The organism is Brucella sp. NBRC 113783, assembly GCF_040372265.1.
Taxonomy (GTDB): domain Bacteria; phylum Pseudomonadota; class Alphaproteobacteria; order Rhizobiales; family Rhizobiaceae; genus Brucella; species Brucella teleogrylli.
This window is the reverse complement of sequence record NZ_BAABRX010000003.1, coordinates 222,925-241,357: the sequence shown is the minus strand read 5'-3', so window position 1 is coordinate 241,357 and position 18,433 is coordinate 222,925. Positions and strand designations below refer to the sequence as shown.

Sequence of the window (18,433 nt, the reverse complement as noted above, 5' to 3'; positions counted from 1 at the left end):
CGTTAGGCCACGGCAGGCGCTGGCTTGCGGCCATGCTCAACGTCGTAGAGCAGTCCGCCTTTTCGGGTGTAGACGCCCCAGGTGATCAGGAGGCAGGTCACGTAGAAAATCAGGAACGCCCACAGTGCCGCTTCCGGTCCGCCGGTCATGCTGATCGAGGTGCCGTAGCCTTTTGGAATGAAGAAGGCGCCGAATGCTGCAATGGCGGAGGTGAAGCCCGTGATGGCCGCAGATTCCTTTTCGGCCTCATGGCGACGTTCTTCCGGCGTGGCATTTGGCATGAGCCGGACCATTTCCTTTGACATGATCGCCGGGATCATCTGGAAGGTGGAAGCGTTGCCAATACCCGTGGCGAAGAACAGCAGGACGAAGGAAGCGAAGAAGCCCCAGAAAGCGTTCGGCTGGTCTTTGACACCGACGAACCACAGCACGCCCGCGACACCGATCATCATCAGCACGAATGCCCAGATGGTGACGCGGCCGCCGCCGTATTTATCGGCGAGCCAGCCTGAACCCGACCGCGACAGCGCGCCAACGAGCGGTCCAAGGAAGGCATAGTGCAGAGCATTGACCTCTGGAAACAGGATGTTGGTCAGAAGCGGGAAGCCAGCCGAATAGCCGATGAACGAACCAAATGTACCGGTATAAAGCCAGCACATAATCCAGTTGTGCTTGCGGCGGAAGATAACAGCCTGATCGGCAAAGGATGCTTTGGCCGATGCGATATCGTTCATGCCGAACCAGTTGGCGAAAGCCGTGATGATGATGAATGGCACAAAGATGAACCCGGCATTTTGCAGCCAGAGTGGCGCGTTGCCCGCCTCGGTGGCGACCATGGCCGGGTTGCCACCGAGCTTGCCGAAGATACCGGCGGTGATGACAAGCGGAACCACGAACTGCACCACGCTAACGCCGAGATTGCCGAGGCCCGCATTGAGCGCCGCTGCATTGCCCTTTTCATGCTTCGGGAAGAAGAACGAGATATTCGACATGGAGGAGGCAAAATTACCGCCGCCGAAGCCACAGAACAGGGCCAGGAGCAGAAACACGAAGTACGGTGTGGTCGGGTTCTGCACCGCATAACCAATGCCGATTGCCGGGATAACCAGCGACCATGTGGTCAATGTGGTCCAGAGGCGTCCACCAAAGATCGGCACCATGAAGGAATAGAAAATGCGGAAGGTTGCACCCGAAATGCCGGGGAGCGCCGCCAGCCAAAACAACTGGTCGGTCGTGAACTGGTAGCCCACCAGCGGCAGCTTTGCCACCACCACAGACCAGACTTGCCAGATAGCGAAGGACAACAGCAGTGCGGGAATGGAAAGCCACAGATTGCGCTTGGCGATCTTCTTGCCTTTCTGTTCCCAGAAGACCGGATCGTCGGGACGCCAATCGGTCAAAACCGCGTCGCTCCTGGTTGGTTTGATTTCGGCTTTCTTGAGTCCCTGCAATTCGGCAAAGGCTGGAAGCTCTTCCGTCGTCGTGCCTTGTGCGGCGTGTTCCATCTGGCGGATCGAAACATGCATCCAGACAAGGGAAACCGCGACGATGAAGAAGAGCAGCATGAAGCAGCTCGTCCACAGGCCAGTCAGGTCCAGAAGCACACCGAACAGAATGGGCAGGATAAAGCCACCCAGCCCACCGATCATGCCGACCAGACCACCAACAGAGCCGACATTGCCCGGATAGTAAACCGGGATGTGCTTGAACACAGCGGCTTTGCCCAAAGCCATGAAGAAGCCAAGGATAAAAACGGTGATCGTAAAGCCGACCATACCCATTTCAGCATGGAAGCTGAGCGGCCCCTTATCGCTTTGAATAACGTAATCCGTCGGTGGGTAAGACAGGACAAACGTTGCCACGAGTGAGACAAGAAACGTCCAGTACATGACTTTTCGCGCACCATAGACATCGGACAGATGCCCGCCATAGGCTCGGAAAAGGCTGGCTGGAACGGAGAAGAAGACCGCGATCATGCCCGCCACGCGGATATCGACGCCATAAACATGGATCAGATATTGCGGCAGCCACAGGGCAAGCGCCACGAACGCGCCAAAGACGAAGAAGTAATAAAGCGAGAAACGCCAGACCTGTATGTTTTTGAGCGGCTCAAGCTCCATAAGTGTGCTGGCAGGCTTTTCACCGGTGCGGCGACGTTCGACCAGAACGGGATCATCGCTGGTCGTGAAATAGAAGACCAAGGCCATGACGACCATAGCCGCCGCCCAGATTTCCGCAACCGCATGCCAGCCGAAGGCAACCATGACGATGGGTGCGAAAAACTTCGTAACGGCGGAGCCGACATTCCCGGCGCCGAAAATGCCGAGCGCAACGCCCTGCTTATCAGGAGGATACCAACGCGACACATAGGCGACACCGACCGAAAATGAGCCACCCGCCACGCCAACACCGAGCGCGGCGATCAGCATCTGCGGATAGTTGGTCGCGAAAGTAAGGAGATAGGTTGCAAGCGCCGAAATGAGCATGGTCAGCGCGAAAATCAGTCGACCGCCATAGCGATCCGCCCAAATGCCCAGAATAACGCGGATAAGAGAGCCGGTGAGTATTGGTGTACCGACAAGCAGACCGAACTGTGTTTCGGACAAACCGAGTTCAGAACGTATCTGAATTCCAATGATTGCAAATATTGTCCAAACCGCAAAACATGTCGTGAACGCGATGGTGCTCATAGCAAGAGCTGTAGTTTGCCCTTTGGGGGCAGCTCCCTCGACGTTTGGCATAGGCGTACTCCGAATTGAATACCGTTACAGGTTTCGTTTGCACTTATGCGCCTGCTGTCTGATGAATACATTGATTAAGATCAAAATTGTTTGATTTTTCAAGATTAAAAAACGCAATGACAAGAAATAAGTCTTCATAAGAATTATTTATGGCTAGTGATTGACTTTTTGTCTTTTTATGATTGATAATTATCAAACAGGTATACCGATAACTTGAACGAGTGAGTATGCTTTATGCATAAGGACGATGTCGACAGACTTAGAAAGCTTCCGCTCTTCGCAGAGATGGCGGACGTGAATTTCGAGCGAATTATTCGGCCGAGCTTCGTTCAGTCCTTCCCCGCACGAACAGTTCTTCTCAAGGAGGACGAAGCGGCTGACTTCCTGTTTGTGGTTCTGGACGGACTTGTCGTCATGTCCGCAAAGTCTGGTGAGAGCGAAACTGTCCTTGAAGTGTTGCGCATGGCCGATGTTTTCATACTGGCCGCCGTTTTGAACGACGACATCTGCCTGCAGACAGCCCAGACTCTGACCTCGTCCCGTATATTGATGGTCCCATCCAGTCTTGTTCGCGGTATATTGAACGAAGATAACGGGTTTATGCGCGCCGTCGTGTTTGAGACGGCGAGAGCCTACCGGAAGCTGGTCAAGGAGTTGAAGGCACACAAACTGCGCAGCAGCGCGCAACGCCTTGCCAATTGGATCATCAGGGAATCGCTCACTGCCGAGAACAATGATGTTGTGGTCTTACAATATGAAAAGCGAGTTCTGGCTTCCTATCTCGGGATGACACCGGAAAACTTGTCACGCAGCTTTGCCAGCCTTGCCGACTATGGGGTGACAACCCAGTCTTCCAGCATCAAAATTGGGGACTACAACAAGCTTTGGCAGTTTGCATCGCCCTCGCCGCTCATTGATCGTCATGAGCCGCTGCTACAATCCAAAACATAAGGATGCACCCTACCCTTATGCCTCAAGCCAAGTTGGTAACCCATGTGCTACGTGACCTGTCTTTGCGGCCTCTGCGCAGCTCGCAAGACTACCAAAACGCACCGCACGGCCAGACAGACCCGGCCCATAATGTGCGTATTTTCCGGAGTTGGTCATCAGCGCTTTGGCCGCGACCGGGAAAACCGGTTCGGAAATGGAACACCAACAGAGATCCGGGATCACCTGAACGCCCGCGGCTTCCAGCCTTTGCAATGTTCCATCTTCGCGCGCCACAGCTATAACCTGACGCCCCGCGGTGATAATGGTGGTTGTGACCGCTTTACCGTCTCGTAGAGCGTCTGCAAAAGCGCGGCATTCCTCAAGCGAAGCGTGCGGGCTGCCGACGGCTACCAGTTCCACTGCATCTGGACCATCGTTCAGAGACTTCCATCCGTCCGCCATGTCGTGACTTGTGATGGAGGCGGTATCGGCTGAGGGCGAAACAAAATGCGCTTCCGGTGTAACGCCTTCGACATGCAGCATGGGTGCAGCGGAAGTCGTACCGAAGGCCGCACACATGGCTTTTAAATTTTCCGGTGTCGGCTTGGCTTCCCTGAGCCCTTTCAGGAGTGGAATCCGATCCGGCGAAACCTTGCCCGCGAGATAACCAATCAAGGGCCAGAAAGCGTCGTCGAACCCTTCGGGTATATCCACGTGAATGATACGCTGCGCAAATCGACGTTGATCAAGATAAACGCCCGACAGTGGCGCGCGTCCCGTCATGGCAATGCAGAGATCAAGAAAATCGGGATGCTTCGCCGTGCGGGCCCCAAGCACAGTGTTTGCATAGATGACTGCATTGCTTTCGGCCCATGCAATCGTTTCCCCCATTTTCGGCGCCGTGTCCAAAAGGTAGGGCGAGCAGGTAAATGTGTTCTGACACCCCATCCGCACATAGGCATCGGCAAGCCGTGCGGCGGGCCCCCCAAAGGATGCAGGCACACCTTGCGCCTGCCAATGTTCGCGATCAACGGAAATGGCATTCATTGTCGTCGGTACGCGAACCCGCGCACCCATATCCGCCATCTTCTCGGCGAAGATCAAGTTGGCCGGGCTTGCATAGATGCAGCCGTCGATATGCGCCTGCGCAACATCGATCAGGCGTTCTGCACCTTGGTTTTCTGCCATCGCGCAGATAATTTCCATGGCGAGCTTGGTGGCATCTCCATCTGCGCCCGCCATCATGGCTTGATCAGCTGCCGAAAGTTCGAGCCTCGTTTCCTTTGACCCCACGAGCGGCAGGGTAAAGCCGGGAGCGGTTAACTTGGTCGGCGTGATCTTGACCTCCGGCTCCTTTCGTAAGCGCTCCCAGTCCTCCGGTGGCAGGCGCAAAACGGGTAGAGGATGGTCGAACATCTTGTCGGCGATCAGTGCCCCCAGAGTCACCACATCCTCAGTCTGGGAGAAAATCAGCGCAGCCGGTGCCATGCCATTCAATGCCAGATCAAGCAGCACGCCTGAACCCGTACAGGAACCGCGCGTTGATGGCATCATCAGCGCAGCGCCTCTGATACTCTGCCCGTGGAGGGGATGGTGCACGTCGATGACTTTACCCGAAGCAGGATCAATCCCACCCCAAAAGCTGAGCGGTTCGGTTGTCGCCAGGATTGGCCCTTCGGCGGTTCCGGGCAGAATGCTACGGGCTGTTGCGGTCATGTTCACCTGTCCGTTGCCTGGTTTGATTTCTGAATGATCTCCGCCAATATGGCGACCGCGATTTCGGCAGGTGTCGCGGCTTTGATATCCAGCCCTATGGGCGATGAGATCCTCGCCAGATCAGTGGTATCGTGCCCGAGTTTCTTCAGGTTTTCCATGCGTTGGGCATGGGTTCGACGACTGCCCAATGCCCCAATGTAAAAGCAATCCGCCTGCATTGCCAGTGATAGAGCCAGTTCGTCAATTTTGGGATCATGCGTAAGCGTGGCAACCGCAGTATACCGGTCCAGCGGGCTGTCGCGAAACGCCTCCTCCGGCCAGGCTGCCTTAAGAGCAGCCTCCTGAAACCGCAACGGCGTTGCAAACGCTGTCCGCGGGTCGATGACCTCCACATCGAGACCCGTCATGATGGCCATCTGCGCAAGATGCTGGGCGATGTGGACTGCCCCCACCAGTTTCAACCGCAATGCCGGTCGATATATATTGATGAAATACCGTCGATTGTCGGCCACAAAAAAGAGCGGCTTACCGGTTTGAAACGCTTGTCGAACGTGCGGTTGAAACGCACTAGAAACATCCTCAGCATCCCGCACAAGCTCAGTGCGTCCATTGTCCAGATCGGTCAATGTCGCTGCGAGCAAACGTCTGGCGCGTATGTCATTCAGTTCCGCAAGAAGAGAGCTTTGCATCAATCGAGCCTCTCCACATAGACGCTGATCTTGCCTCCACAAGACAGCCCCACGCGCCATGCTGTTTCATCGGCAACACCGAACTCCAGCAGCTTTGACTTGCCGGATGCAATCGTTTCCAGAGCCTCTTCAATGACTGCACCTTCGACACAGCCACCGGAAATCGAGCCTTCAAAATGACCCATCTCGTCGATGATCAGATGACTGCCTGTGGGACGTGGCGCTGATCCCCACGTTTCAATGACGGTGGCGATCGCAACCCCTTTGCCATTCTGGCGCCAATGGAGCGCGACAGCCAACGGGTCCTTGGCAAGACCAAAACTATGTTCAGACAATTCGTCCACCGGCATTCACGACAGCCTCTCTCGTATCCACGTCAATTCTGGCAGCAGAGCCAATGGGTACATCAACGATAGGGAGTTCGCTCGCCTCAATGATATGCCTTGCACCCACATCGCCCGACAGGACGGAAATGGCTTCATAAAGCTGCCGCGGTACAATCACGGGATTGCCGCGCTCAACCTCGTCGGTAACGGCGCGAACGACAGCGTTTCCGTTGTGCTGGCGGAAAAGATCAATCATCATGCGAATGTGCTGCGCGCTGACCGCAGGCATGTCTCCCAGATGGATCATCAGCCCGTCGCAGTCCGCCGGTGCTGCGACCAGGGCAGCTTTGATCGAACTTGCAAGCCCAAGGGCATAAGCCGGATTGTGCACGATAGAGACGTCAAGCCCTCGAAGCGAAGCCGCAATTTCGTCTGCCATATGACCAGTGACGGCAATCACCCGGCCACGATCAGCTTCTACCGCATTTTCAACCGACCGGCGCACCAGCGGCTTGCCATCAAAAATGGCGAGAAGCTTGTTCGCCCCGCCCATACGTGAGGATTGCCCGGCGGCCAGCACAGCAATCATGACCGCAAGATCGCGTTTTCTGCTCGCTCTACCATCGCGCGGCGCAATGCGCGCCGGGCTATCGAGCAAAAGACCGCCGACGCCCATCGCTGCAATGTCCTTTGGCATGACACTCATCCCCGCCATCAAGCGGTCGAGAACCCAATCGAACCCATTCTCCTTGACGCTCCGGGCGCAGCCGGGAGCGCCGATCACCGGCTTACCGTCGATTTCGCCAAGGACCAGCAGATTGCCGGGATCCACGGGCATCCCGACATAAGTAACCGTGCCCCCAGCCTCGCGAATGGCAGTCGGGAGGACATCGTTCCTGTCCGCAACAGCCGATGCGCCGAACACAACGACAATGTCGGAAACCTCAGCTGCATCTTGTATGGCGCACGCCATCGGCTCCGCCGCATGGGCAACCCGAAGTTCTGTCGCCACGGCTCCAAGATTCACCGTCAAACGCGCTTCAAGCACTTGACGGGTTTTATCCAGAACACTTGTTTTCAAAGCCGTGTCCGTTCCCTGAACAAGCCCGACAGTGCGTCCGCTGAAGGGTTCAACGCCGAGCATATTCTTGTCGCGACACAGCGCAAGCACTGCTGCGACGGAACTCTCCGGGACGGCATAGGGAATGATCTTAATTGTCGCAACCACCTGCCCGGCACGAACGCGGTCAAACTCGCGCAAGGTCGCCAGTGTTATCGACGGATCGATAAAATTCACCGCGTCCACAAGCTTCCGGTTGACGGTGAAGACACCGGCTTCTCTTGCAAGAAAATTCACCCGCCCGGTCGTGGCCGCAGAACAAATAATGCCCTTTCCCGATATTGCAGATGCGATCTGGGCAGCAGCGTCGTTCTCCGTAACATCGCCTGCTTCCAGTTGGGCCGACACCACGCTGCCATGTCCCTCCTTTCGGAGAAATTCGATATCATGCGCGTTGAGAACATGCCCTTTGGGGAAACTCCTCCCACCCACAACCAGCCGATGTGCGAGAATAGCGTTCAATGCCTCGTCGAGCGGTGTTGCCCCGAAAACCATGCGCTATCCTTCCCCCAAAGCCACGCCGGATCGCCGAAGCTCTTTCTGTGATCTGGTCGCCATTTGGCTCCGCGAGAGCCCCCGCTCCCTTATATGCCGGAGCTTCATCATTTGTCACGATGCGCTCTGAGCGTTTATGCGGTTTCAGATATGTCTATTCATCGTCGGGCAATCCTTGCTGGAGTTCGGCAAATTTGGCAGCCATTGTCGGATTACCGCGGGTAAGCCGCTTGACCGTCAGGTCCTCAGCCTTATCGTTTGCCAGTCTTAGATTATTGGCCGACTTGTGAAGCGCTTCTTTTGTTTTCTCGAGATCCTTGATCGCTTCATCTATGCGTTTGACTGCTTCCTCAAAACCGTCAGAAGCCAAACGCCAATTGCGCCCGAATGCAGCTTTGAAGTCGTCGAGCTGGCTTTCGAAATTTGTGATATCGACATTTTGCGCCCTCACCAATGCCAGTTCGGACTTGTATCTGAGCGAGTTCATCGCTGCATTGCGCAACAGCGTGATGATTGGGATGAAGAACTGCGGCCGGACGACGTACATTTTCGGATAACGATGGGACACATCGATGATGCCGGTGTTGTAGAGTTCGCTTTCTGGTTCGAGCAGCGAGACCAGAACCGCATATTCGCAACCTTTCGCACACCGGTCCTTGTCAAGCTCTTTGAGAAAATCTTCGTTCTTTTTCTTGGTCGCGGTCTCGTCGTTCTCATTCTTCATCTCAAACATGATCGAAACGATTTCAGTGCCCGCATCGTCCATATCGCGGAAGATAAAGTCGCCCTTGCTACCGCTGCTCGCGTCATTATCCTTCTCAAAATATGCGCGAGGGAAAGCAGTCGCACGAATACGGTCGAACTCGGTTGCACAGTGCTGTTCCAGCGTCTCGCCGATCATTTTTGTCGATAGTTTCGCTTTCATATCCCGCAGACGCTCGATTGCCTCGTCGCGATCCTTGAGCTGCGTTTCGTATTTGTCTTTGAGCGCTGTCTCGGCAAGTTGCTTTTCAAGTGCCACCCGGGCAAGCCCGTTCTTCAGTTCATCGCGCTCCTTCTCAATCGCGCTGACAGCTTCGGTGACGGCAAGTTTTTGAGAAATCTCGCCCGCATCGAGTCTGGCTTTCAGATCCTGAATCTCTTCATTCTTGGTGGAAGCCGCTTTCTGCAGTTCAGAAAGAAGCTTTGCCTCGGCCAGTTTAGACGTGGCCTCGTTGTCACGCCTGATGCTTTCAAGCTCGTGCAAAAGAGCATCACGTTCTTTCTCGATGGCACCCAAAGCCTCGGCTACGGCAAGCTTCTTCGCGACTTCCCCGGATTCAAGCCTTGTCTTCAGTTCCTGGATTTCAGAATCCTTGGCTGCGGCGGCTTTGTGCAGTTCATTGGCAACCTTGGCCTGCGCAAGCTCGACAGCATTCCGCTTGTCCTGCTCTGCTAACTCCAGGCGCTCGTGCAATTGCTTCTCGAAATCACTGTCTCGAACCTGCTTTAGAATATCTGCATATCCAGCTTCATCGATTTTGAATGCCTTGTTGCAATGCGGGCAGATGATTTCGTGCATGATAATTTCCGTTAGCCTTGGCCAGAAGTTCCTGAAGAAACTCCAGCTGCCATTGATCCGCGTCTTGTGAACGATCGCTGCACTTTTGGCAAACCTGCAATTAATTCAATCAATCCTGATTAAAAAATAATCAGCTATAAAATTGATTAATTAATAGACCAATAGCTATTGCCAATGCAACGGCGCTACGGCATCAATGCAGCATGAAGCAGCCGGACCTGACCATTCTCATTATCGATGAGAACGCCATTCGCTCCTCGATTATTGAGGAAGGATTGCGCGAGGCAGGCCATGGCAAAGTCGTGGTGATCAACGAGATGCACGGCATAGCGCGTATGATTGAAACGCTAAATCCCGACGTGATCGTGATCGACATAGAAAACCCCAATCGCGACATGATGGAGCATCTGTTTCAGCTGACCCGCACCGTAAGCCGTCCGATCGCCATGTTTGTCGACCGTTCTGACACAGCCTCTATCGAGGCAGCGGTGGAGGCGGGCGTTTCCGCCTATATCGTGGATGGGCTGAAGAAAGAACGCGTGAAGCCCATTCTCGATATGGCCGTCAGCCGGTTCAATGCGTTCAGTCGCTTACAGCGTGAGCTTGCGGATGCAAAGTCGGCACTGGAGGAGCGCAAGGTGGTGGAGCGCGCCAAAGGCATTCTCATGAAAATGCGCGGCCTGTCCGAAGAAGACGCTTTTGCTCTGCTGCGACAGACTGCGATGAATGAAAAGAAGAAAATGTCCGACATTGCGCAAAGTATCGTGACCGCAGCCGGACTGCTGATGAAATAGCTTTAGATTTCAGAACCGGGGCAAATATTCCGGGAGTATGCAAGTGAACATGCCGACCAGATTGACCAAGACCGGAAGTGGGCTTGCCGCGCCAGCAGGCATAGCAGGCAAGGAAATCAGGACGCTGCGCGCCGGGTTTATTCCTCTGGTGGACGCTTCCGTGCTGATTGCAGCGGCAGAGTTTGGTTTTGCTCGAGCGGAAGGCTTGAACCTTGATCTCGTCAAGGATGTCTCCTGGGCCAATGTCCGCGACCGGCTGGCGTTCCGGCAGTTCGACATTGCGCATATGCTGTCGCCCATGCCCGTGGCATCCATGCTGGGACTTGGCTCCAATCCATCGCCAACGATAACTCCGTTCTCGCTAGGGCGCGGCGGCAACGCCATCACCCTGTCAGTGCGCCTTTATGAACGGATGCGCACAATCGCCGATCTACCGGAAGCCGCTGATGCGCTGGAAAATGCGCGGGCGCTCGCGTCCGTCGTGCGCGACATGAAATCACGCGGCGAACCACTCCTGACGCTGGCAATGACCTATCCTTTCTCGTCGCATAATTACGAGTTTCGCTACTGGCTGGCGGCAGGCGGCATTGATCCTGACCGCGATGTAAAACTGGTCGTCGTGCCGCCGCCACTGACCTCGGACGCTCTGGCGTCAGGTGCTATCGACGGTTTCTGCGTCGGAGCGCCATGGAACATGGTGGCCTCAGAACGGGGCGCCGGGCGCATTGTCGCTGCCAAACAGGATATCTGGCCAAGCGCGCCTGAAAAAGTCATCGGCATGCGCCCGGAATGGGCTGAGACCCACCCCGCGACCGTTGCTCGTTTGATCGTCGCCCTCGATAAGGCCGCACGCTGGTGCGACAGCATCGAAAACCATGATGCGTTGGCCGAGACTCTGGCAGACGAGCGCTATCTCGGCGTGCCGCAGCATATCATCCGCAACGTACTTGCCGGGACATTCAATCTCGATGCGCGCGGGAACCAGCGTGTCATCGAACATTATTTCGACTTCCATGCCGGTTTTGCCAATTGCCCCCGCCCCAACGATGCGATGTGGATTTATAGCCAGATGGTGCGCTGGGGACAGGTAGCGGCATCGCAAGAGGTGCGGGAAAAAGTGACCCAGTCCTACCGGCCAGATCTTTACTGTGCAGCGCTCGGGATCGCCCATTCACCCTTCATACCGGGCACGGTAGAGGGGACACATGCGGATGATCGTTTTATGGACGGCAGGGTTTTCGATCCGGCTTATATCGATGACTATGTGCGCGGTTTCGATGTGCGCCGCGAGACATTCGCCGATCCGCACGCAGCAGGAGATTAACCCGCGATGCCCAAATTGATTGCACGCCGGGCCGCATATCTTGTCATGATCGCCTAAATTACAGTCAGATCTATATTGACGCCTAGCCACGGCTGTCTATTTTCTCATCCCTTTAAACTTCGTTTTTTCAACTACTTGCAAATATTTTAAAAGTCTGGCACGTTCCTTGCTTGTTAGATTTATGCACCGGTCAACGGCGACCGGAGCAACAAGCGAGCCACATACCGCTCCTGTCACGACACCGACGTCGCAAGGAATTGCACCACGAACGCAAGGTTCGAGGATGCGATCTCCAGGCGGCGTTTTTTTGCGCCCAGATTTGAGACGGCGGAACGAACAGTCACCAAGGCCAGCATAGGGGAAGCCAGCTGATGACAGTGCATGAGAAGGCAGAAACCACGACCGGGATCACCCGGCGCAACATTTTGAAAGTCAGCGCCACAGCGGCACTCTTCACCGCCATCCGGTCGGCCCTTCCCGGCGGCGCTTTCGCGGCTGCCAGCGGGCCGGAAGTCAGCGGCGCGAAGCTTGGTTTCATCGCGCTGACCGATGCAGCCCCGCTGATTGTGGCCAAGGAAAAAGGTCTGTTCGACAAGCACGGCTTGCCGGATGTCGAGGTTGCCAAGCAGGCGTCATGGGGCGCTACGCGTGACAATCTTGTGCTGGGCGGAGCATCGAACGGCATTGATGGCGCGCACATTCTCTCCCCGCTCCCCTATCTGATCCATGCAGGCAAGGTGACGCAAAACAATCAGCCGGTGCCGATGGCCCTGCTGGCGCGGCTGAACTACGACAGTCAGGCCATTTCGGTTGCGAAGGAGTATGCCGACACCGGTGTCCAGCTCGATTCATCGAAGCTGAAAGCCGCCTTCGAAAAGAAGAAAGCCGAGGGCAAGGAGGTGAAGGCCGCAATGACTTTCCCCGGCGGCACGCATGATCTGTGGATTCGCTATTGGCTCGCCGCTGGCGGTATCGATCCCGACAAGGATGTTTCGACCATCGTGGTGCCGCCGCCGCAAATGGTCGCCAATATGAAGGTCGGCAATATGGACCTGTTCTGCGTCGGCGAGCCGTGGAACGAACAACTCGTCAATCAGGGCATCGGCTTCACAGCCGCGACGACGGGCGAAATCTGGAAGCACCACCCGGAAAAGGCACTTGGCATGCGCGCCGACTGGATCGAGAAAAATCCGAATGCCGCCAAGGCACTGCTCATGGCTGTGATGGAAGCGCAGCAATGGTGCGAGAGCATGGATAACAAGGCCGAAATGGCTGAGATACTGGGCAAGCGCCAGTGGTTCAACGTACCGCCGAAAGACGTGCTGGGCCGCCTCAAGGGCGATATCAATTATGGTAATGGCCGTGTCGCGCAAGGCACCGACTTGCAAATGAAATTCTGGGCGAATGGGGCGTCATATCCGTTCAAGAGCCATGACACTTGGTTCATTGCCGAGAATATTCGCTGGGGCAAGTTTGCGCCGGACACCGATATCAAGGCATTGGTCGATCAGGTGAACCGTGAAGATATCTGGCGCGAAGCCGCCAAGGATTTAGGCGTTGCGGCAGCCGATATTCCGGCTTCGACCTCGCGCGGCAAGGAAACATTCTTCGACGGCAAGGTCTTCGATCCTGAAAACCCTTCCGCCTATCTCGACAGTCTCGCGATCAAGGTTGCGTCCTGAGCAAATTGGGCGCGCGACAGCGCGCCTCTCCCACCTTCGAACAGGAGCGTTGCATGTCCGCCGTGCTGAAAGATCAAACCATCGTTACACCGCTGACGCCCAAGACGACAAAGGCCACCGGGAATATCGTCCGGCTGGCCAAACAGCCCAAACACGTTTTCGATATCGGCGCGCTCGTACGCGGCGCGGCGCGAAACATTCTGCCACCGCTGGTGGTGCTCGCCGTGCTGCTCGGCGTCTGGCAGATATTGTGCGCGGCCCCCGACGCTTCCCTGCCCGCGCCATCCAAGGTTTGGGAGGACAGTTACGACCTGATCGCCTATCCCTTCTTCAATTACGGTTCGCAGGATATCGGGCTTGGCTGGCGCGTACTCGTTTCGCTGGAACGCGTTGCCTATGGCTTCGGTCTTGCGGCCATAGCAGGTATCGTGATCGGCGCAGTCATCGGTCAGTCCGTCTGGGCCATGCGGGGCCTCGATCCGATCTTTCAGGTGTTGCGCACGGTGCCGCCGCTGGCCTGGCTGCCATTGTCGCTTGCCGCCTTCCAGAACGCCAACCCATCGGCGATTTTCGTCATCTTCATCACATCGATCTGGCCGATCATCATCAACACGGCAGTTGGCGTGCGCAATATTCCGCAGGATTATCGCAACGTCGCCAAGGTGCTGCGGCTCAACCAGTTCGAGTTCTTCTTCAAGATCATGTTGCCATCGGCGGCGCCCTACATCTTCACGGGTCTGCGGATCGGTGTCGGCCTCTCATGGCTCGCCATTGTGGCTGCCGAAATGCTGACCGGCGGTGTCGGCATCGGCTTCTTCATCTGGGACGCGTGGAACTCGTCACGCCTGTCCGACATCATCGTCGCTCTCGCCTATATCGGCCTTGTCGGTTTCGCGCTCGACAAGCTGGTTGCGGCCCTCGGGCGGCTCATCACCCGCAGCACTTCTGCAAGCTGAGGAGAAGAGATATGAACGCCTATCTCAAGCTTGACCATATCGACAAGCATTTTGAACGCTCGGAAGTCCTGAAAGACATCAATCTTTCGATCAACAAGGGCGAGTTCGTTTCCATCATTGGTCACTCCGGTTGCGGAAAATCCACGCTTTTGAACCTGATTGCCGGGCTGACGCCGGTTTCGTCCGGCGCCGTGTTGCTTGAAAACAAGGAAGTCAACGAGCCGGGACCGGAACGGGCGGTGGTTTTTCAGAACCATTCACTGCTGCCATGGTTGTCGGTTTATGAAAACATCAACCTTGCCGTGACGAAGGTTTTCCGCTCCAGAAAGACCAAAGCCGAACGGCATGACTGGGTGATGGCAAATCTCGATCTTGTCCAGATGGCGCATGCCAAGGACAAGCGCCCGTCGGAAATTTCCGGCGGCATGAAGCAGCGCGTCGGCATCGCCCGCGCCTTGGCTATGGAACCGAAAATCCTGCTGCTCGACGAACCATTCGGCGCGCTCGACGCGCTGACCCGTGCCCATCTTCAGGATGCAGTGATGGAAATCCATGCCCGGCTCGGCAACACGATGGTGATGATCACTCATGATGTGGATGAGGCGGTGCTGCTCTCCGACCGCATCGTAATGATGACCAACGGCCCGGCGGCGAAAATTGGCGAGGTTCTGGATGTCGCCATCCCCCGCCCGCGCAACCGCATCGAGCTGGCCTCCGACCGCACCTATCTGAAATGCCGCGAGGCTGTTCTGAAGTTCCTTTACGAGCGTCACCGCTTCGTGGAAGCTGCGGAGTAAATTCAATGCCCGACCAAACCAGACAGAAACTCGTTATCATCGGCAACGGAATGGCGCCCGGCCGCATGCTGGAACATTTGTTTGAGCACGCGCCGGGCCAGTATGAAGTCACTATTTTCAACGCCGAGCCGCGCGTCAATTACGACCGCATCATGCTGTCGCCGGTTCTCTCCGGCGAGAAGACCTATGAACAAATCGTCATCCATGGCGATGGCTGGTACATCAAGCACGGCATCACGCTCTATAAGGGCCACAAGGTCGTCTCCATCGACCGCGATGCCAAAACTGTGATATCGGATCATGGTGTTACGGAAAGCTATGACAAGCTGGTCATTGCCACTGGCTCGGTTCCGTTCATCATTCCGGTTCCGGGCAAGGACCTGCCCGGTGTCATCAGCTACCGCGATCTGGATGACGTCGATGCGATGCTGATTGCCGCACAATCGCGCGAGAAGGCCATCGTCATCGGCGGCGGCCTGCTCGGGCTGGAAGCGGCGGCAGGTCTGGCTCAGCGCGGCATGGACGTGACGGTGCTGCATGTCATGCCAACATTGATGGAACGCCAACTCGATCCCGCCGCAGGCTATCTGCTGCAACGGGCGGTCGAGGAGCGCGGCATCAAGGTTATCTGCAAGGCGAACACGAAAGCCATTGTCGGTAGCGGCAAGGTCGAAGGCGTTGAGCTGGATGATGGAACCACCATACCGGCCACGCTGGTCGTGATGGCCGTCGGCATCCGCCCCAATGTCGGGCTCGCCCGAGAGGCCGGACTGGAGGTCAATCGCGGCATTGTCGTCGATGCGGGCATGCGAACGTCGGATGCCAATATTCTGGCGCTCGGGGAATGCGCGGAAGTGGGCGGCATGGTCTATGGGCTGGTCGCCCCGCTTTACGAAATGGCACGTGTGGCGGCTTCGCATCTGGCAGGCGACACTACGCCAGCCTTCACCCATTCCGACACGCCGACCAAACTCAAGGTGACGGGTATTGATCTGTTCTCGCTCGGCGATTTTGCGGATGGCGCGGACCGGGAGGAGATCGTGCTGCGCGATGCAACAGCGGGTATCTACAAGCGGCTTGTGATCAAGGAAAACCGGATCATCGGTACGGTTCTCTATGGCGAAACGGGGGATGGCGCCTGGTTCAATGATCTGAAGAAAAAGGCGACCGATATTTCGGCGATGCGCGATACGCTGATCTTTGGTCAGGCCTATCAGGGAGGGACCCCCCTGGACCCTATGGTGGCCGTTGCAGCCTTGCCGGATGATGCGGAAATCTGCGGCTGCAACGGCGTTTGCAAGAGTAAAATTGTCTCGACGATAACCGGCAAAGACCTGACCTCGCTCGACGACGTGCGGGCGCATACCAAGGCGTCCGCGTCCTGCGGCTCATGCACGGGACTGGTCGAGCAGCTCATGGCGTTGACGCTCGGGGACAGCTACAATCCCAGGGCCGTGCAGCCCATGTGTGGCTGCACTGATCTTGGGCATGACGATGTGCGCAGGCTCATCAAGGCCAAGAAGCTGAAGACCATTCCCGCCGTCCTGCAGGAACTGGAATGGAAGACATCCTGCGGCTGCGCCAAATGCCGCCCGGCGCTCAATTATTACCTCGTCTGCGACTGGCCGGACGAATATGCCGACGACTACCAGTCGCGTTTCATCAATGAGCGCGTCCACGCCAATATCCAGAAGAACGGCACCTATTCCGTTGTTCCTCGCATGTGGGGCGGCGTGACAAATTCCAGCGAACTGCGTGCCATTGCCGATGTGGTGGACAAGTTCGCCATTCCAATGGTCAAGGTCACGGGCGGCCAGCGCATCGACTTGCTGGGGATTGAAAAGGAACAATTGCCAGCGGTGTGGTCTGATCTCGGCAAGGCGGGTTTCATCTCCGGTCAGGCCTACGCCAAGGGGTTGCGCACGGTGAAAACCTGTGTTGGCTCTGACTGGTGCCGGTTTGGCACACAGGATTCCACCGGTCTTGGTATCCGCATCGAGAAATTCATGTGGGGTTCGTGGACCCCCGCCAAGCTGAAATTGGCTGTTTCCGGTTGTCCGCGCAACTGCGCGGAAGCGACCTGCAAGGATATCGGCGTTATTTGCGTGGATTCCGGTTTCGAGATTCACTTCGCCGGAGCAGCCGGTCTCGACATCAAGGGCACGGAGGTTCTGGGGCTGGTAAAGACGGAAGACGAAGCTCTGGAGCATATCGTGGCGCTGACGCAGATGTATCGCGAGCAGGCCCGTTATCTGGAGCGCATCTATAAATGGGCCAAGCGCATCGGTCTCGATGAAATCCGCCGCCAGATCATGGAGGATACTGACAAGCGCCAGACCTATTATGACCGCTTCGTCTTTTCGCAGAAGTTCGCACAGGTCGATCCGTGGTCCGAACGTGTTTCCGGCAAGGACAAACACGAATTCAAACCCATTGCTGTTTTGAATGCGGAGGCTGCGGAATGAACGAGATAATCAGAAACTGGATTGCCATCGGCACGCTGGACGACATTCCCCGTCAAGGATCGCGTTGCGTGAAAAACGGACCGACGACGATTGCCGTCTTTCGCACGTTCGACGACCGTCTGTTCGCCATTGAAGATCGTTGCCCGCACAAGAACGGGCCGCTCAGTCAGGGCATTGTCCATGACGGTTGTGTGACCTGCCCGCTGCATAACTGGGTCATCAATCTGGCGACCGGCAAGGCTGAAGGCGCGGATGAAGGTGCGACGCAGACGTTCCCCGTCAAGCAGGAAGGCAACACCATTTATCTCGCGCTTGGTTTCTGAACAAACCGGCGCTGACAATCGAACATAAGAGGAGACGACATGCTTAGCAAAAGCGATGTGACCGACATGATCTATGAAAAGAAACGGCTGGCCGGTCTGACATGGGCATCGATTGCCGACGACATCGGCATGAGCGAGGTGTTTGTCACTTCGGCCTGTCTTGGCATGAACGCGCTGCCGCGCGACAAGGCGGAAAAGCTGGTGGTCAATCTTGGCCTGCCGCAGGAGGCCGCCGTGGTTTTGGCGGAATATCCTACCAAGGAATGGGACCGCGCGGTTCCGACCGATCCCTGCATCTATCGGCTTTACGAGATCGTTGGGGTCTACGGTCCAACGCTGAAGGAACTCATTCAGGAAAAGAGCGGCAACGGCATCATGAGCGCTATCGATTTCGAGATGAGCGTGGACAAGGTGCCCAACCCGAAGGGCGAGCGCATTGAAATCCGCATGAGCGGCAAATTCCTTTCCTACAACAGCTGGTAAAGCGCGCTCCAATTGTGCGGGCTCGATATGC

At 56.3% G+C, this 18,433-nt stretch carries 15 protein-coding genes; 9 read left to right on the top strand and 6 right to left on the bottom strand.

Translation table 11 applies throughout. The features are described 5' to 3' along the window. Positions 1-2: 2 nt before the first annotated feature. Positions 3-2,741 carry a nitrate/nitrite transporter gene (locus tag ABWW11_RS11605; RefSeq protein WP_109366096.1) on the bottom strand — a complete coding sequence of 913 codons (2,739 nt, stop codon included), beginning with the start codon at positions 2,739-2,741 and terminating at the stop codon, positions 3-5. 234 nt (positions 2,742-2,975) lie between these two features. Between ABWW11_RS11605 and ABWW11_RS11600 the strand changes: the two genes are divergently transcribed. After that, a complete protein-coding gene (locus tag ABWW11_RS11600) occupies positions 2,976-3,692 on the top strand; it encodes a cyclic nucleotide-binding domain-containing protein (RefSeq protein ID WP_319080250.1) in 717 nt (238 codons plus the stop codon). A gap of 15 nt (positions 3,693-3,707) precedes the next feature. Here ABWW11_RS11600 and lhpI read toward each other — a convergent pair whose 3' ends face one another. From lhpI to ABWW11_RS11575, 5 genes are all read right to left on the bottom strand, one after another. Further along, positions 3,708-5,387, bottom strand: coding sequence for a cis-3-hydroxy-L-proline dehydratase (gene lhpI / locus ABWW11_RS11595; protein ID WP_109366098.1), 1,680 nt, complete (start codon positions 5,385-5,387; stop codon positions 3,708-3,710). 2 nt (positions 5,388-5,389) lie between these two features. Beyond that, the gene (locus ABWW11_RS11590) at positions 5,390-6,076 is read right to left on the bottom strand and encodes an XdhC family protein (protein WP_109366099.1); all 687 of its coding nucleotides are present in this window, start codon (positions 6,074-6,076) and stop codon (positions 5,390-5,392) included. After that, on the bottom strand, positions 6,076-6,411 hold the full coding sequence (locus tag ABWW11_RS11585) for an XdhC family protein (RefSeq protein ID WP_109366436.1): 336 nt from the start codon (positions 6,409-6,411) through the stop codon (positions 6,076-6,078). Before ABWW11_RS11585 ends, ABWW11_RS11590 begins: the two co-directional genes overlap by 1 nt. Then, a complete protein-coding gene (locus ABWW11_RS11580) occupies positions 6,404-8,017 on the bottom strand; it encodes an NTP transferase domain-containing protein (RefSeq protein ID WP_319080251.1) in 1,614 nt (537 codons plus the stop codon). The genes ABWW11_RS11585 and ABWW11_RS11580 overlap by 8 nt, the downstream gene beginning before the upstream one ends. Positions 8,018-8,171: 154 nt before the next feature. Further along, positions 8,172-9,578 carry a DUF2130 domain-containing protein gene (locus ABWW11_RS11575; protein ID WP_109366101.1) on the bottom strand — a complete coding sequence of 469 codons (1,407 nt, stop codon included), beginning with the start codon at positions 9,576-9,578 and terminating at the stop codon, positions 8,172-8,174. Between the two features lie 203 nt (positions 9,579-9,781). Here ABWW11_RS11575 and ABWW11_RS11570 point away from each other — a divergent pair, with 203 nt between their 5' ends. The 8 genes from ABWW11_RS11570 to cynS all read left to right on the top strand — a co-directional run bounded on the left by ABWW11_RS11570 (position 9,782) and on the right by cynS (position 18,402). Further along, positions 9,782-10,372 carry an ANTAR domain-containing response regulator gene (locus ABWW11_RS11570; protein WP_021585884.1) on the top strand — a complete coding sequence of 197 codons (591 nt, stop codon included), beginning with the start codon at positions 9,782-9,784 and terminating at the stop codon, positions 10,370-10,372. A gap of 49 nt (positions 10,373-10,421) precedes the next feature. After that, a complete protein-coding gene (locus ABWW11_RS11565) occupies positions 10,422-11,696 on the top strand; it encodes a CmpA/NrtA family ABC transporter substrate-binding protein (RefSeq protein ID WP_109366437.1) in 1,275 nt (424 codons plus the stop codon). A 371-nt stretch (positions 11,697-12,067) separates the two neighbouring features. Further along, complete coding sequence (locus ABWW11_RS11560; protein WP_109366102.1) at positions 12,068-13,378, top strand: CmpA/NrtA family ABC transporter substrate-binding protein; 1,311 nt, start codon at positions 12,068-12,070, stop codon at positions 13,376-13,378. A 53-nt stretch (positions 13,379-13,431) separates the two neighbouring features. Then, the gene (gene ntrB, locus ABWW11_RS11555) at positions 13,432-14,334 is read left to right on the top strand and encodes a nitrate ABC transporter permease (protein ID WP_319080252.1); all 903 of its coding nucleotides are present in this window, start codon (positions 13,432-13,434) and stop codon (positions 14,332-14,334) included. Between the two features lie 11 nt (positions 14,335-14,345). After that, positions 14,346-15,131, top strand: a complete 786-nt coding sequence (locus ABWW11_RS11550) for an ABC transporter ATP-binding protein (protein ID WP_109366104.1) — start codon at positions 14,346-14,348, stop codon at positions 15,129-15,131. A 5-nt stretch (positions 15,132-15,136) separates the two neighbouring features. Then, a complete protein-coding gene (gene nirB, locus ABWW11_RS11545; protein ID WP_319080253.1) occupies positions 15,137-17,596 on the top strand; it encodes a nitrite reductase large subunit NirB in 2,460 nt (819 codons plus the stop codon). Then, positions 17,593-17,919 carry a nitrite reductase small subunit NirD gene (gene nirD / locus ABWW11_RS11540; protein ID WP_109366106.1) on the top strand — a complete coding sequence of 109 codons (327 nt, stop codon included), beginning with the start codon at positions 17,593-17,595 and terminating at the stop codon, positions 17,917-17,919. The genes nirB and nirD overlap by 4 nt, the downstream gene beginning before the upstream one ends. Positions 17,920-17,958: 39 nt before the next feature. Next, a complete protein-coding gene (gene cynS, locus ABWW11_RS11535; protein ID WP_109366107.1) occupies positions 17,959-18,402 on the top strand; it encodes a cyanase in 444 nt (147 codons plus the stop codon). Positions 18,403-18,433 lie beyond the last annotated feature (31 nt).